Raw genomic sequence first — 16,375 nt, 5'->3', positions numbered from 1 at the left:
TTAAGAAAATAAGTTTTGCCACAAAGGTAAGATTTATTTTCGGATTATGCAAGGATATGCATCTGTTTTTCCTCTTTTTTCCCCATACTTTTCCCCGTAGCCCCCTTGTTTCTTCCCTGATTTCAGAAAAGTAGCGGGAAGGTGGCGGGGAAAATTTGGAATCGGCGAAGGGAAGTATTAACTTTGCCATCGAAAACGAAAGAGCGGCGAAATGCTGAGCCATGAATGAGCTGAAACTCTTCACTCTTCACCTGAAGCCCGGAAATGCCCATAAACAGAGGGGTTTCGGGGGGTGAAGAGATAGAGACAACTCTTCACCCACTCTTCACCACTCTTCACCTTATTATATATAAGGGCTAAAAGATGATTATTATTAACTAAAAAAATTAATATATGAACAAAGTTACAGCTTTATCGTCATCAGATAAGATGACAAACGAAATTTCAGCACTCTCTCTTGTTGAGAGTTTTCTCGATGAGTATTATCTCTTCCGTAGAAATGTGCTAAGTGGTAAAACCGAGTATTTCACTCTCTCAAAGAATGAGGACGAAACTGAGGAGCCCGTAGAAGAGGAACCGGAAACCGGTGGGGAAGAGGAGGAATCTTCTGACTCAACCTGGAAGGTGCTGACTCCGGAGGCTTTCAATTCCATCGTCCGTCACGCCAAACGGTTGGGTGTAGGAGGTAAGAAGTCGCCCCGACAGGATATTGAGGAGTTCGTACGTTCTGAAGAGGTTCCGGAGTTTGACCCTATCAGGGAATATCTCGAAAACCTGCCTGAATGGGATGGTAAGAACCATGTGGCTGAACTCTTTGGCAGGATTCCGGGGCTTACAAGTGAACAGTTGGGATGGTGCGCCACCTGGCTCCGTTCGTCTGTTGCCCACTGGTTGCAGATGGATATGTTTCATGGCAACGAAACCACTCCTGTGCTTATCGGCAAGCAGGGTTGCGGCAAGAGTACCTTCGCCTATCGCCTGCTGCCGGATCATCTGCGACAGTATTTCCTCGACCACATCAACTTTGCCAATAAGTTTGACTCCGAGATGGCGCTCACTCATAATCTCTTTGTCAACATAGATGAGTTTGCGAATATGGGACCATCGCAGCAGGGCAAGCTGAAGCAGATGCTTTCGAAGGTGAAGGTGAACGGGCGCCCTATCTTCGGCAAGTGTCAGGATGACCGTCCGCGTTACGCTTCCTTCCTGGCAACCACCAATGATGAGCATCCGCTCTGCGACCCTACGGGTAGCCGCCGATTCGTCTGTCTGCACATTCCGGCAGGTGAATATATCGACAACGGTTCACCCATCATTTATGACCAGCTCTATGCACAAGTTATGTATGAGCTTTGCCATAAGAAGACGCCTTACTGGTTTACCAATGCCGAGGTGGACCGTATCCAGAAGTGCAATCTTCCTTTCTTCAAGGTAGATGATTTTGAGTCGATGCTGAAGAGCTGCTTCCGTGTTCCTGAAGATAATGAAACGGGCGAATGGCTCATCTGTTCGGATGTTTTCGAGGTTCTGCACGAAAGATTTCCGATGCTGATCAGTAATCTGAGTACCAAGATTCGCATAGGCCAGTCGCTCAAACTCCTGGGGTGCAAGATGAAGCATACCAAGAAGGGTCAGGCCTATCTGCTTGTAAGAATCTGAAAATATAGCTAAGCGGCAGATGGGTGAAGAGTGGTGAAGAGTGGGTGAAGAGTGAGAAACAACTCTTCACCCCTCGAATCCCCTTTGTTTATCGGCATTTCCGGGGGTTAGGTGAAGAGTGAAGAGTTTTTCGCAGTTCCTTTCTTAAAATTCTTTCTCAGGCTTTTCCGATAGCTGTCTGACTAGAACAGCCCACTGTTCTCATAGCGGCTAGTTGGCTGTCTGTGGCTCGCCAGTTGGCTATTTGCTGATAACAGCCTCTCAATCTTTCGAAGAAAAAATTATTTATCCAACTAAAAAAATAAAGAACATGAACAATATTTCAATCCATTCCATTGATACGGTATGTCTCAAGGAGGCGTGCCCGGTACATCACCTTTGTGCTCGTTTTGAGCGTTATCAGAAGTTGCGTAAGTCGGAGAAGGTGTTCAGTATTCTGAACCCGGACCGTATAGCCTGCAGCGAGCAGGGCTGCGCCTATCGTCTTCAGAAGAAGATTATACGCATGGCACGCGGATTCCGCCGCATGTTCGGCACGATACCTTCTGCCAATACGCCTCATTTCTGGCACTTTTCGCCCTATATCAGCGAAAGCACCTATTGCAAGGCGAAGCGCGGCGCCATCCTCATCGCACCCGATATGCAGCAGAAATTACTGCGTCTCTTCGAGCAGAATGGCGCCGATATCAGCATCGGTTTTGATGAATATGTAGAGCAGGAGGGCTATGAAGAAGTAGATACCGCAAACTGTAAAAAAATATAATTTTTGCCATCTTTTAGCGGTAATGAAACAGATTTTTATTATTTTTGTTTCCTGAATTTTACAACTAAACAATAAGAAATAGATTATGCGTGTTATTATCGAAAAAGATTATGAGAAGCTGTCAAAGTGGGCAGCTGATCATGTAGTTGAAACAATTAACAGATTTCAACCAACTGCTGAACGTCCTTTTGTTCTGGGTTTGCCAACCGGTTCTTCACCTCAGGGCATGTATGCCAACCTGGTAAAGGCGGTAAAAGAAGGCAAGGTTTCGTTCAAGCATGTCATCACCTTCAATATGGATGAATATGTAGGTTTGCCGGAATCTCATCCTGAGAGCTATCACTCTTTCATGGCTACCAATCTCTTCAATCATATCGACTGCCCTAAGGAGAATATTCATATTCTGAACGGTAATGCCGAGAATCTGGAAGAGGAGTGCCGTCATTATGAGCAGATGATAGAAGAAGCGGGTGGCATTGACCTCTTTATCGGTGGTATCGGTCCTGATGGCCATATCGCTTTCAACGAGCCATTCTCTTCTCTTACCTCCCGCACACGAGTAAAGACGCTCACTACAGATACAAAGATTGCCAACTCCCGTTTCTTCGATAATGATCCTGAGAAGGTACCTAGTCTGGCTCTGACCGTAGGTGTGGGTACCGTGATGGCTGCCCGAGAGGTAATGATTCTCTGCAATGGTCATAACAAGGCCCGCGCCCTGCAGGCTGCCATCGAAGGCCCTGTTACCCAGGCTTGGACCATCAGCGCTCTGCAGCAGCACCAGCATGGCATCATCGTTTGTGATGAGATTGCCTGCGATGAACTGAAGGTGGGTACTTACCGCTACTTCAAGGATATTGAAAAGGATAACATCTAAGTTATCTGATGCCTATAAAAAAGAATAAGGATGATGACTATTCGTCATCATCCTTATTTTCTGCTATTACCTGAGGACCGCGAACCTTGTCTTTGAGACCCAGACCCTTCTTGATTTCTATATTTACTCCATCGCTCAAACCGGTGGTTACCTGTTTGCGCTCATAAGTCTTCTTCTTGCCGCTACCTTTTATGATATATACAAAGGTAGAATCGCCGCTAAACTCGATGGCACTTTCCGGAACGGTGAGTACATGGGTAGCCTTTGCCAGTACAATCTCGGCATTGGCGCTGTAACCAGAACGGATCTTGCCGCCCTTGGTAGAGCGGATGGCTGCCTTTACCTCAAACTGGTTAGCACCATTGTTTTCTACAGCCTTAGGAGAGATATATTCCAGGTTAGCCTCGAAGTTGAGGTTCTGCAAGGCTCCGATGGTAATCTTCATCGGCATTCCTGTAACGAGACTTCCCACTTCGGTTTCATCTATATTGCCACGGAAGATGAGGTCGTTCATGTTGGCTACACTGGCGATGGTAGTACCATCGTTGAAAGTGTTGGCAAGAATCACCGAGTTACCCACCTTGACCGGAATATCGAGGATAATGCCCGAGATGGTAGAACGGATGAGGGTGGAAGAGGCGCTGGCATTGCTCTTGCTTACACCATCACGCACCACTTGGAGAGCATCTTCGGCAGCGGTAACCTCCTCGCGTGCCTGTTTCATCGCCTGCTTTACCTTATCAAACTCATCGGCGCTGACCAGCTGTTTCTTGAAGAGCTGTTCCTCACGGCCATAATCCACCTGTGCCTGTTTCAGGTTGATTTCTGCAAGGCGCACACGTGCCTGAGCCGAACTGAGCTGTCCCATATCTGGAATCACCTTTACCTTGGCGATAACCTCGCCCGCCTGAACATAATCACCCGCTTCTTTGCAAATCTCGGTGATGATACCGCTAATCTGAGGCTTTACGCTCACCTCGTTGCGAGGCTCAATCTTGCCCGTGATGACGGTAGTTTTCAAAACATCAGCCATCTTAGGAGTAAACTCAGTATACTCCACAGGCTTAGGCTGCGATTTCTCATAAAGGAACACGAAGGTTCCGATGAAGATCAAGGCGACAATCGCCGCAACAATCAACTTTGAATACTTTTTCATATCGTAAGTTTAAGTGAAGAGTGAAGAACGAAGAGTGAAGAATTCAATTGCTTTACTTTCGTCTTTCATTCTTATTTCGTTAATATTATTATTTGTCAGGAGTTATCATTTAGAGGACAAGTGAATTCTTCACTCTTCACTCTTCGTTCTTCACTCCTATTCGTCTCTCATTGCATCTACCGGTTTGATACTCATGGCTCGCCATGCAGGGGCGAGTCCGGCTAGGCCGCCGAGAATGCAGATGAGGATGGCTGAAGAGATGGCCGTCCAGAAATCTACCTGGAAGTGGGCGGTAAGAATGCCATCCGTGGTACTTCCTACTTCTAGCATCTGCAGGATGGCAACGCCGAAGAGGATGCCGCTCATGCCGGCTACCAGGGTGAGGAGAATACTCTCGGAGATGATTTGCGAGAGTATCATCTTAGGCGTGGCTCCGATGGCTCGGCGGATGCCTATCTCGGTGGTTCGCTCCTTTACCGTTACCATCATGATATTGGAAACTCCGATGGCACCGGCAAGAAGGGTACCGATGCCTACCAGCCAGATGAGGAAGTTGACGCCCTTGAACAGGTTGTCGAGCATCTGGAAGAGAACTTCTGTATTGAACACCATAATGCCCTTTTCGTCCGTAGGGTCTATGCTGTGGGCTCTTGCTACGGTTTCTCTCATCCGCTGGGCAATGCTGCTCATCACTACGCCCGGTTTGCCGGTGGTGGCTATGATGTCTACTGCCTTACCCCGGTTATAAGCGCTGCGCAAAACCGATTGGGGCAAGGTGATGGTTTCATCGGCACGACCGCCGAAGTTCACGCCGTTGCCCGAGCGGTAATCTACGCCTATCACCATATAATAGGTAGAGTCTACTCTTACGCTCTTGCCGCACGGATCACCGCCGCCAGGAAAGAGATTCTTGTAAATCTGTTTGCCGATGACGCAAACCTTGCGCTGCTGGCGCACATCCATCTCGTTGATGTATCTGCCGTAAAACATCTGTGGCGCAGAAACCTGTGCGTAATCGGGATTCACGCCCTGTGTGCTGCCGCTGAATTTCTTGTCGCCAAATACCACCGACTTGTTGCCGCCGAAGAGCAGCGGGGTGATGACATCGAGTTCGGGCACCTGGTGGCGCAATCTGTCCAGGTCTTTCTCTTCCATCTGCCAGGAGCGCCCCTTGTTGAATCCCTTGTAGGGCTTGGTGGTGTTCTGCGCCCAGATGATAGCGGTGTTGGTGGCAAAGCCTGTGAAGTTGTTTTGCAGCATCTCCTTCAGTCCTTGTCCGCCACCCATCAGGGCGATGAGCATAAACACGCCCCAGAACACGCCGAAGCCCGTAAGCAGACTGCGGCTCTTGTTCCTCGTGATGGTGTCGAGAATCTCTTTATATGTATCTAAATCTAATCGCATAGCCTATTCTATATATATAATAAGGTGTAAGCAAGAATGAATTCAACATTCAACACTTAGCATTCAACATTTTGCATTACTCCGCTCTCAGCGCCTCTATCGGTCGGATTCTTGCAGCCTTGATGGCTGGGATGAGTCCGGCGATGGTGCCTGCGATGACGATGGTGATGGTGGCGCCGATGCAGGTGCCGAGGCCCACCGTAGGGTTCACAAACATAGCGGCTTTAAACAGTCCGGTATCTACGGTGGTGTGGCCGATGGTTGCATCCATGATTTCGTTTGCCGCTACGCCACATACCATTCCGATGTAGCCGAAGAACGAGGTGATGATGATGCTCTCGGTGATGATGAGCTTCAGTATCGACCAAGGCTTGGCTCCGATGGCTTTTCTTACGCCAAACTCTCGGGTTCGCTCCTTCACGGTGATGAGCATGATGTTGCTTACGCCCACGATTCCGCTCAGCAGGGTGAACAGACCCACTATCCAGAGTGCCGTCTGCATGATGGCGATTCCCTGGTTCATCTGGATATTGTCCATGTATCGGTTCCAGAGCCAGATGGTTCGCTCGTCATCAGGTGCTGCCTGATGGTTGTTGTTGATGCTGGCGCGGTAGTTCTTTTCAAACTGCTTATTGTCCTCCCTGGTCTTCAGGTTCTTGATGGTAAACTCCAGACTTCCCGCATCATCGCCCTTGGCGTAGATGGTCTTTATGGTGGAGTAGGCGATGAAGGCTTCGGTATTATTGCGCGATTCATCATCCTTGTAGATTCCCACCACCTGGAAGTTGAGATTGCTGATCTTTACGTTCTTGCCCACCAGCGAACGGTAGTCTTTGCAGAGTTCCTTGGCCTGGCTTCGGCTCAGCACCACATTCTTGCGCTGCTCCTTCATATCGATTTCGTTGATGAATCGTCCGGCAATCAGCTCCGTCTTGTCGATTTTGGGATGCGTAGGAGCCACACCCACCAATGACTGGCTTGCCACATAATTATCGCCATAGTTGATGTTCACGTTATACTGTTCCAGTCTTCCACCCACATCATCCACGTACTGACCATAGGTCTTGTTGCTGATGAGGATGTCCCTGTCGTTGAGCGTGATGCTTCTGCCTTCCTTCAGTCCCTTGTAAGCCTTGGAGGTTTCGCCCGGGAATACTCGCATGGAGTTGGCTAGGAATCGGGTGCTTTGCTGCAACTGGGCATTAATCAGTCCGTTGCCGGCGCCCAGCAGGAATATCAGCATGAAAATTCCCCAGGCAACGGCAAATCCCGTGAGCGAAGTGCGGAGCTTGTTGCGCTTCGACGTGCTCCAAACCTCTGAGAGGAGTGAAGAGTGTAGAGTGAAGAGTGAAGAATTCATATGCATTGTGTATTGTTTTAAAAATTAATAACCCCGAAGAGATGTCAGAGAAAGACAATTGGATTCTTCACTCTTCACTCTTCGTTCTTCACTTACTTTACGTAGTCTTTCGATACGAGATGATGGTCTCTGTTGTCTTCGATGCTTCCGATGAGTCCGTCCTTGATATGGATAACCTTATCGGTCTCGTTGGCTACACCGCTTTCGTGGGTTACCACCACGATGGTCATTCCCTCTTTCTGGTGCAGTTCCTTCAGCAGGTCCATCACTTCCACGCTCGTTTTGGAGTCGAGGGCTCCGGTAGGCTCATCGGCAAGGATGATTTCCGGTTTGGTGATGAGGGCACGGGCGATGGCTACACGCTGCTTCTGTCCTCCCGACATCTCGTTAGGATAATGGTTGGCCCATTGCTTCAAGCCCAGTTTTTCTAGATATTCCATCGCCAGTTCGTGGCGCTTCTTGCGGCTCACGCCTTGGTAGAAGAGTGGAAGCTCTACGTTTTCCACCGCCGTCTTGAACGAGATGAGGTTGAACGACTGGAAGATGAAGCCGATCATCTTGTTGCGGTATTCGGCAGCACGGGTTTCCGAGAGGTCTTTGATGAGCACATCATTGAGTCGGTATTCGCCCGTATCGTAGTTGTCGAGAATACCCAATATATTTAATAAGGTGGATTTTCCCGAACCGGAAGCACCCATGATGCTGACGAACTCGCCACGTTCGATGTCGAGGTCGATGCCCTTCAGTACATGGAGTGGCTGAGCACCCTGGTAGGTCTTGTTGACGTCTTTTAGATGAATTAATGACATATTACTTTCGTTTTATGGATATCAATTTAAACCATTAGACGCTTGCAACTTTCTGAAAGTTGCAAGCGTAACTCTTTTTTTAAAACGTTATTACATACACCTTATTATATATAAGGTAAAGGCAGAAGCTATAAATATATATTTGAGGATGAATAGTGTCATCATATCTTAATCTTTTTGAGATTCTTCTCCAACTCTTCCTTCACTTCGTCGATGGAGATGTCGAGAAGCTGCATTTGTCGGGCGAGTTCCGGGAGTCTTTCTTTCATAAACTCCTTTTTGCGGGTTTTCTTAATCTGCTTCTTGGCTCCTGCGGAAACAAAGTAGCCCAGACCTCGCTTGTTGTAGATAATCTCATCGGTGGCAAGCAGGTCGTATGCTTTCACGGCTGTGTTGGCATTTACCTCCAGCAGTACGGCGTATTCCCTGACGCTCGGTATTCGCTCGTCCTCCTTGTACTTGCCCGCCAGAATCTCATCGCTCAATCGCTCGGCTATCTGTACGTATATTGCTTTATCATTACTGAAATTCATAATCTTCAAATTTTAATTCTTAGATGTTGATCCACTTGTTGCAGGTAACCTGCATACGGGTGAAGAGCTTGTAGGATGCCCAATAGTTGAAGGCAGCCAAAGCCAGGAAAACAAAGAATGCTGTAATTGTTATACAATAGTCAGCTGTGGAACCATTGCTGAAGTTAATATGACTGAAGAAATCAAAAACTCCAGCTTCTCCTAATTTGTTGATGATGTATCCCAAAATCATACAAAGAAGAATGCCCGTGCAAGCTGTTAGCAATACTGGCAACTTGCGATAGAATGTTCCGCCAAGTGTTGCGAAAGAATGGGAAAATAGTATGAATGAATAGAGGGTAATCCATTTCAGCCAGTCGTTGTCGAAAGGGTGAATTGTGGGAATAATATGGCTGAGCACAGCCCAGGTGATGCTGATATGAAAATCTGGAGTGATGATGAAACTAAAGATGAACTGTATAACATCGGCCAAGATTACTGCTGCAAAAAGTTGAACCAAAACACCGATACTCATCATGAGTAATCGGGCCACAAACTTCTCTAGATTACAAGCAGGAAGCATCAGGAAACTCTCTCTTTGCAATTTAGTCTTCATGTTATTGAATATACAACTTGCCAAGACGTAGAACGCGATGAATGCTATTATAGAAAAGAACATGCAAACACTTACCTGGTATTGATGACCTGCCAGTTCTACTTCGGTTGAGTTAAGCCAATATCTCATGCTAAAAAGTCGCAATACACAATAGATGGAAATGCAGATGGTGAGACCTGCTGTAGCTCCAAGATGACGCTGCCAGTTGGTGAGAATATCCCAACGAAGTACCATGCTTAATCTATGTAAATCGAAATTCTTTTTCATAATCGTCTAATTTTTAATCGTTTAATTTTCCATTAATTACTGCATTGAAGAGCAACTCCAGGTTCATCTGTGTTTCCTGTTTTCCCTCCTGACGCTTGCAGATGGCGGCATTGCCCTGCAGGGTTGGCTCGGCGTAGAGCACGGTGTCGTCCATTTCCTGTGGGTTGCGATATTCGAAGGTGTATTTCTCGCAGATGTTTGAAATAGATGCGTCGAGCAGCAGTTGGCTCTGGTTCATGATGATGATGTGGTCGAGCAACGACTCTACATCGTGCACCTGATGAGTAGAGATGATGAGGGTGCGGTCTTCCGTCATGTTATTGGCGATGACCTTACGGAACTGGCTCTTCGATGGGATGTCGAGACCATTGGTTGGCTCGTCCATCAGAAGAAAGCGGGTACCCGTGGCGAGTGCGAAACTCATGAATACCTTCTTCTTCTGTCCCATCGAGAGTTCGTTCAACTTGAGAGAGAGTGGTAAATCAAAATCCTTGAGGCAACGGTCCAATACTTCCTGCGAGAAGTTAGGATAGAACCCCTGGTTCATCTTCACGTAGGTGGCGAGGGAAACGTTGGGCAGTTCAAATTCTTCGGGCACCATGAAGATGTCCTTCAGCATCTCGGCTTTGCGATCTTGTGCCGAAATGCCATCCACGAGAACGGTACCTTGTTGCTGGCGGAGCAATCCGCTGATGAGGTAGAGCAGGGTGCTCTTGCCTGTACCGTTCTTACCAAGCAAGCCATAAATGTTGTTCTCCTTGAGTTCCAAAGAGAAATCTCTAAATACAAGGTGCTTGCTACCTGGGTATCTGAAATCAATGTCTTTAATCTGTATCATAATCTTTAATGTTTTAGTGTACTACTTCAATAGAACACTGCAAAGGTATGCTTTTCTGCGATAAGTTCCAAACTTTTGGGCAATTATTTTCAAACTTTAACGTATTGTTAACAATCCCACCTTATTATATTAGAAGAAGAGTATGATATGGAAGAATGTCTTGTAATATAGAGCATTATAAAAAAGTAAAGGCATCGGAAAGCAAAAACTTCCCGATGCCTTAATCCTTATTCTTGAGTCGTTTAGATATATTTCATGAGAATGTCCCAAACTGCAATGATGTGGCAGATACTACCAGCTAAAACGAAGAAATGGAACACGGAATGCATGTATTTCTTCTTGTTGATACTGTAGAATACGGCGCCCGTAATGTAGCAGACGCCTTCGGCAATAATCCACCAGACTGTGGCGGTGGATACGGAGTCTATCAAAGGTTTAAAGGCAACCAGTACCGACAATCCCATGCCTACAAAGCAGATGGTCTCCAGGTTGCTGTGATCCTTGAGTCTGGCAAAACTCATGATGGTTCCGGCAATGGCGCAAGCCCAGATAAAGATAAAAAGACTCCATCCCCAATATCCCTGGTCTCGCATCGCAATGAGCGTGATTGGCGAGTAAGAACCGGCAATATGCCAGTAGATGGCGGCATGGTCCCATTTGCGCAGTCGCTCCTTCCATTTACTCCAGGCAGAAACGGCATGGTAAACCGTTGAGGCGATGTAAGACATCAGCATACCGAACAGATAGAGGATAACTCCCGCCGTAGCCCATCCGTTATGCATCGTAAAGCACCAATATAAGAAGATGGCTCCCACGACAATGCCCATCAGGATACCTCCTGCATGCGACCATGAGTTCCAAAGTTCTTCTTTATGACTGAAATGTATCTTTAGTTTCATATCTCTATATATCTTTTCGTTACACATTCTGCTGATTTTGAGAAATTGGGATTGCAAACCACTATATCTAAATCGTTATCAGCTATAACATTGCAAAGATACTAAGAATTTCTTAAAGTGGACTATCTTTTAGGAATTCTTTCGATTTCGGGAGTGTTTTCTTTGCTTTATTTGCTGATTGTTTGTCCTTTTCTGCTTTCTTCGAAAAATAAATCAAAAAAGTATTGGAATGTATTGGATTTTTTTATAATTTTGCGATGTGAAAATGAGAAATCATCTCTCACAAAATTGAAACTATAAACGCAACTAATAACTTAGAAAGGTAATATGAAGTTAAAATCAATTGCACTTATATTGATGACTGTCGCACTTCCGGCGATGGCAGAAAAAGTATCTGTAAATACAAAGGGTATGTCGCTCATTCTCGATGTTGAGAATGGAAAGCCTGCCCAGTATCTCTATTTCGGTACTAAGTTGAATCCTAACGATTTGCAGAATCTGAAGGTCGCTACTGATGGCCGCATGGATGCTTATCCGGCTTACGGACTGAATACTCCAGCTGAAGCGGCGCTTGCCATGCGTCATAGTGATGGCAATCTTTCAACTGCACTCGTGGCTACGGGCTGTGATGTGAAGAACGAAGAAAAAGCTTCTGTTACGACCGTTCATCTGAAAGATCCTGTATATAATATAAAGGTAGATTTGAAGTATCGTGCATACAATGATGTTGATATGATTGAGGCATGGACCGAGATTCTGAATGGTGAAAAGGGTACTGTAACCCTGACTACCTTTGCATCGGCTATGCTTCCTATCCGTCGTGGAGATGTCTGGATGAGTCATCTTTCCGGTACTTGGGCTGCAGAGGGACAGTTGAGTCATGAAAAACTGCAGCCAGGAGAATTTGTAATCCGAAACAATGATGGTACCCGCAATTCGCATACCGATCATGCAGAAGTCATGTTCTCGCTCGATGGTAAAGGACAGGAAAATGCGGGTAATGTTATTGGTGCAGCCTTGGTTTATAGCGGAAACTATAAGCTGAAGACGGTTACCGATGATACCGAATATCATTATTTCTTTGCCGGTATTAACGAACAGAACTCTGAATATCATCTTAAAAAAGGTGAGACTTTCAAAACTCCTGCACTCGCTTTGACCTATTCAACACAGGGCTTGAGCGGTGCAAGTAGAAACTTCCATAAATGGGGACGCAAATATATCTTGGCACATGGAGATAAGGAGCGTGATATCTTGCTCAACTCTTGGGAAGGTGTTTATTTCGACATCAACCAGAAGGGAATGGACCAGATGATGGCTGATATCCATAGTATGGGTGGTGAACTCTTCGTAATGGATGATGGATGGTTCGGAACCAAATATCCTCGTGTTACAGATAACTGTGCGCTCGGCGACTGGGTAGTTGATACCAAGAAACTTCCTAATGGCATTGAAGGCTTGCTGAACGACGCCAGGAAAAACCAGGTAAAGTTTGGTATCTGGATCGAACCGGAAATGACCAATACTACCAGTATGCTCTATGAGAAGCATCCTGATTGGGTTATCAAGGCTCCTAAGCGAGATGCTGTTCTGGGCCGTGGCGGTACCCAGCTTGTGCTCGATCTCTCAAATCCAAAAGTACAAGACTTTGTTTTCGGTGTAGTAGACAATTTACTTACTAAATATCCAGATATAGCCTACATCAAGTGGGATGCCAATATGGCTATTATGAATCATGGCAGCCAATACTTGTCTGCAGCCGATCAGAGTCATCTCTACATTGCTTATCATCAGGGATTTGCGAAGGTTATCGACCGTATTCGTGCTAAGTATAAGGATGTGGTGATTCAATGTTGCGCAAGTGGCGGTGGCCGTGCCAATTGGGGCATGCTCCGTGGTTTTGATGAGTTTTGGGTAAGTGATAATACGGATGCCATGCAGCGTATTTATATGCAGTATGGAACCAGCTATTTCTTCCCGGCCATCGCCATGGCAAGTCATATCTCTACTGTGCCAAACCATACCGTATTCCGCACTACTTCTTTGAAGTATCGTATTGATGTGGCTATGAGCGGACGACTTGGAATGGAAATTCAGCCAAAGAATATGACGGATGAGGAGAAGGCTCTCTGCCGAAAGGCTATCTCTGAATACAAAGAGATCCGTCCTGTTGTTCAGTTTGGCGACCTTTATCGTTTGGTTTCTCCGTACGATAATCAGGGCTTGTCTTCTATTATGTATGTTAGTGAAGCAAAAGACAAGGCTGTCTTCTATTGGTGGAAATTGGCAAACTTCTATAATGTTCATTTGCCAAGAGTTAAGATGGCTGGTCTGGATGAGAATAAGATGTATAAGGTAAAAGAACTTGATGTAATTGATAACAAGCCTCTTGATTGTGAGGGAAAATCTTACTCTGGTAAGTATCTTATGGAACATGGCTTGGAAATGCCGTATGTTCATGAGGTAGACTGGGGTAAGAAGAACGACTGGTCGTCTCGTGTTCTCTATTTGGAGGCAGAATAGTTTTCTGGTACCATTATGTATATGCGCATGCTTGTGTGCCCACACGCAGGTATGAGCGCGTGTATGTATATAATAAAGTGTTTGGTATCAAAATAAGTGCAAAATAAGATGAAAGTGTTAAAATACTGTTAATTCCTAAACTTTTTCTTGGAAATATTTGGCGGTTTCGGAAAATGTTTGTACTTTTGCACTCGCTTTTGAGAAATACAACTTCTCTGAGTTACTAAAGAAAGAGTTCTTTGAAAGATTTTACATAAACAGACAAGTAGTACAAGAAGCGGTTTTGGATTACACCTTATTATATAGGGAGTATAAAGAAACTGGGTAAAAGAAACGAACCGTCAAGCAATTGACAAGTCAGGTTTACTAAGCTTCAATAAACGAAAAGGATATTCGTCCTAAGTACAGACAACAAACACCGATTATTCCAGCAATGGAATAAGAAGTAAAAATGATATTTTACAATGGAGAGTTTGATCCTGGCTCAGGATGAACGCTAGCTACAGGCTTAACACATGCAAGTCGAGGGGAAACGACATCGAAAGCTTGCTTTTGATGGGCGTCGACCGGCGCACGGGTGAGTAACGCGTATCCAACCTGCCCATCACTTGGGGATAACCTTGCGAAAGTAAGACTAATACCCAATGATATCTCTAGAAGACATCTGAAAGAGATTAAAGATTTATCGGTGACGGATGGGGATGCGTCTGATTAGCTTGTTGGCGGGGTAACGGCCCACCAAGGCGACGATCAGTAGGGGTTCTGAGAGGAAGGTCCCCCACATTGGAACTGAGACACGGTCCAAACTCCTACGGGAGGCAGCAGTGAGGAATATTGGTCAATGGACGAGAGTCTGAACCAGCCAAGTAGCGTGCAGGATGACGGCCCTATGGGTTGTAAACTGCTTTTATAAGGGAATAAAGTGAGTCTCGTGAGACTTTTTGCATGTACCTTATGAATAAGGACCGGCTAATTCCGTGCCAGCAGCCGCGGTAATACGGAAGGTCCGGGCGTTATCCGGATTTATTGGGTTTAAAGGGAGCGTAGGCCGGAGATTAAGCGTGTTGTGAAATGTAGACGCTCAACGTCTGCACTGCAGCGCGAACTGGTTTCCTTGAGTACGCACAAAGTGGGCGGAATTCGTGGTGTAGCGGTGAAATGCTTAGATATCACGAAGAACTCCGATTGCGAAGGCAGCTCACTGGAGCGCAACTGACGCTGAAGCTCGAAAGTGCGGGTATCGAACAGGATTAGATACCCTGGTAGTCCGCACGGTAAACGATGGATGCCCGCTGTTGGTCTGAATAGGTCAGCGGCCAAGCGAAAGCATTAAGCATCCCACCTGGGGAGTACGCCGGCAACGGTGAAACTCAAAGGAATTGACGGGGGCCCGCACAAGCGGAGGAACATGTGGTTTAATTCGATGATACGCGAGGAACCTTACCCGGGCTTGAATTGCAGAGGAAGGATTTGGAGACAATGACGCCCTTCGGGGCCTCTGTGAAGGTGCTGCATGGTTGTCGTCAGCTCGTGCCGTGAGGTGTCGGCTTAAGTGCCATAACGAGCGCAACCCCTCTCCTTAGTTGCCATCAGGTGAAGCTGGGCACTCTGGGGACACTGCCACCGTAAGGTGTGAGGAAGGTGGGGATGACGTCAAATCAGCACGGCCCTTACGTCCGGGGCTACACACGTGTTACAATGGCAGGTACAGAGAGACGGTCGTACGCAAGTACGATCAAATCCTTAAAGCCTGTCTCAGTTCGGACTGGGGTCTGCAACCCGACCCCACGAAGCTGGATTCGCTAGTAATCGCGCATCAGCCATGGCGCGGTGAATACGTTCCCGGGCCTTGTACACACCGCCCGTCAAGCCATGAAAGCCGGGGGCGCCTAAAGTCCGTGACCGTAAGGAGCGGCCTAGGGCGAAACTGGTAATTGGGGCTAAGTCGTAACAAGGTAGCCGTACCGGAAGGTGCGGCTGGAACACCTCCTTTCTGGAGAGACGAATTTCCTATGAAGATTTAGGAACATGACTTAAAAGTTCGCTTCTCTTCTTGTACGCACCATCTGTTTAATTAAATAAGAGATAGAGAATGTTCGGCAGAGATGCTACTCTTTACCAACACAGTCCTATAGCTCAGTTGGTTAGAGCGCCACACTGATAATGTGGAGGTCGGCAGTTCAAATCTGCCTGGGACTACTTCTTTACTTCTCGATTTGGGGGATTAGCTCAGTTGGCTAGAGCACCTGCTTTGCAAGCAGGGGGTCAACGGTTCGAATCCGTTATTCTCCACTATAGTGGGAATTTTTAGGATAGGCGACTGCAAGGAGCCAATCATAAAAACTTCACCACGAGAAGATCTTTGACATATTGACACAAGCAAAACTGTAAGTAATGAACTTTAGTTCAGACTAAAGTAAATCAAATCGCAAGATGAGATTTCACTTTGTTAGAATACAGCTGAAAGTATGAGCTACTTATTCGCTGTTCGGAAACGAATAGCAAATACAGTCGTAAAGAAAGTAAGAAAGGGCGTATGGCGGATGCCTAGGCTCACGGAGGCGATGAAGGACGTGATAAGCTGCGATAAGCTTCGGGTAGGTGCAAATAACCCTTGATCCGAAGATTTCCGAATGGGACAACCTAGCCGTCTGAAGGACGGTTACTCTTACCAATGTAAGAGAGCTAACGC

General features: G+C 46.4%; 12 protein-coding genes, 2 tRNA genes and 2 rRNA genes (1 of these 16 running past the window's edge). 8 read left to right on the top strand and 8 right to left on the bottom strand.

What is annotated here, in order from left to right:
* Positions 1-393 precede the first annotated feature (393 nt).
* The 3 genes from ONT18_RS12445 to nagB all read left to right on the top strand — a co-directional run bounded on the left by ONT18_RS12445 (position 394) and on the right by nagB (position 3,299).
* Positions 394-1,659 (top strand): VapE domain-containing protein, encoded by a 1,266-nt coding sequence (locus ONT18_RS12445; RefSeq protein WP_264905842.1) that lies wholly within the window; start codon positions 394-396, stop codon positions 1,657-1,659.
* A 310-nt stretch (positions 1,660-1,969) separates the two neighbouring features.
* Positions 1,970-2,422 (top strand): DUF6078 family protein, encoded by a 453-nt coding sequence (locus ONT18_RS12440; protein ID WP_118190480.1) that lies wholly within the window; start codon positions 1,970-1,972, stop codon positions 2,420-2,422.
* 85 nt (positions 2,423-2,507) lie between these two features.
* Entirely contained in the window at positions 2,508-3,299 is a 792-nt protein-coding gene (nagB, locus tag ONT18_RS12435; RefSeq protein WP_118152249.1) for a glucosamine-6-phosphate deaminase, read from the top strand.
* A gap of 37 nt (positions 3,300-3,336) precedes the next feature.
* Here nagB and ONT18_RS12430 read toward each other — a convergent pair whose 3' ends face one another.
* From ONT18_RS12430 to trhA, 8 genes are all read right to left on the bottom strand, one after another.
* Complete coding sequence (locus ONT18_RS12430) at positions 3,337-4,455, bottom strand: efflux RND transporter periplasmic adaptor subunit (protein ID WP_264905841.1); 1,119 nt, start codon at positions 4,453-4,455, stop codon at positions 3,337-3,339.
* Between the two features lie 156 nt (positions 4,456-4,611).
* Positions 4,612-5,859, bottom strand: a complete 1,248-nt coding sequence (locus tag ONT18_RS12425) for an ABC transporter permease (protein ID WP_118081811.1) — start codon at positions 5,857-5,859, stop codon at positions 4,612-4,614.
* 76 nt (positions 5,860-5,935) lie between these two features.
* Positions 5,936-7,225, bottom strand: coding sequence for an ABC transporter permease (locus tag ONT18_RS12420; RefSeq protein ID WP_264905840.1), 1,290 nt, complete (start codon positions 7,223-7,225; stop codon positions 5,936-5,938).
* Positions 7,226-7,311: 86 nt separating this feature from the next.
* The gene (locus ONT18_RS12415; RefSeq protein WP_006848206.1) at positions 7,312-8,028 is read right to left on the bottom strand and encodes an ABC transporter ATP-binding protein; all 717 of its coding nucleotides are present in this window, start codon (positions 8,026-8,028) and stop codon (positions 7,312-7,314) included.
* Positions 8,029-8,189: 161 nt separating this feature from the next.
* Positions 8,190-8,561 carry a GntR family transcriptional regulator gene (locus ONT18_RS12410; RefSeq protein ID WP_117695648.1) on the bottom strand — a complete coding sequence of 124 codons (372 nt, stop codon included), beginning with the start codon at positions 8,559-8,561 and terminating at the stop codon, positions 8,190-8,192.
* A gap of 19 nt (positions 8,562-8,580) precedes the next feature.
* Positions 8,581-9,423, bottom strand: coding sequence for a hypothetical protein (locus ONT18_RS12405; RefSeq protein WP_264905839.1), 843 nt, complete (start codon positions 9,421-9,423; stop codon positions 8,581-8,583).
* Positions 9,424-9,436: 13 nt separating this feature from the next.
* The gene (locus tag ONT18_RS12400) at positions 9,437-10,261 is read right to left on the bottom strand and encodes an ABC transporter ATP-binding protein (RefSeq protein WP_234564726.1); all 825 of its coding nucleotides are present in this window, start codon (positions 10,259-10,261) and stop codon (positions 9,437-9,439) included.
* A 242-nt stretch (positions 10,262-10,503) separates the two neighbouring features.
* Positions 10,504-11,160, bottom strand: coding sequence for a PAQR family membrane homeostasis protein TrhA (gene trhA, locus ONT18_RS12395; RefSeq protein ID WP_153081457.1), 657 nt, complete (start codon positions 11,158-11,160; stop codon positions 10,504-10,506).
* 327 nt (positions 11,161-11,487) lie between these two features.
* Between trhA and ONT18_RS12390 the strand changes: the two genes are divergently transcribed.
* The 5 genes from ONT18_RS12390 to ONT18_RS12370 all read left to right on the top strand — a co-directional run.
* A complete protein-coding gene (locus ONT18_RS12390) occupies positions 11,488-13,683 on the top strand; it encodes an alpha-galactosidase (protein WP_264905838.1) in 2,196 nt (731 codons plus the stop codon).
* Between the two features lie 461 nt (positions 13,684-14,144).
* Positions 14,145-15,676 (top strand): 16S ribosomal RNA (locus ONT18_RS12385).
* A 132-nt stretch (positions 15,677-15,808) separates the two neighbouring features.
* Positions 15,809-15,882 (top strand) — tRNA-Ile (locus ONT18_RS12380).
* Between the two features lie 19 nt (positions 15,883-15,901).
* A tRNA-Ala gene (locus tag ONT18_RS12375) sits at positions 15,902-15,975 on the top strand.
* 224 nt (positions 15,976-16,199) lie between these two features.
* Positions 16,200-16,375 (top strand): 23S ribosomal RNA (locus ONT18_RS12370) (it continues 2,721 nt past the right edge of the window).
* Together the 16S and 23S rRNA genes with 2 tRNA genes alongside form the textbook arrangement of a ribosomal RNA operon.

The sequence above is a fragment of the Segatella copri genome (assembly GCF_026015295.1).
In the GTDB taxonomy this organism is placed as follows: Bacteria; Bacteroidota; Bacteroidia; order Bacteroidales; family Bacteroidaceae; genus Prevotella; species Prevotella copri_C.
Note: the sequence above shows the minus strand (reverse complement) of the source record. Positions and strands in the feature narration are given on the sequence as shown.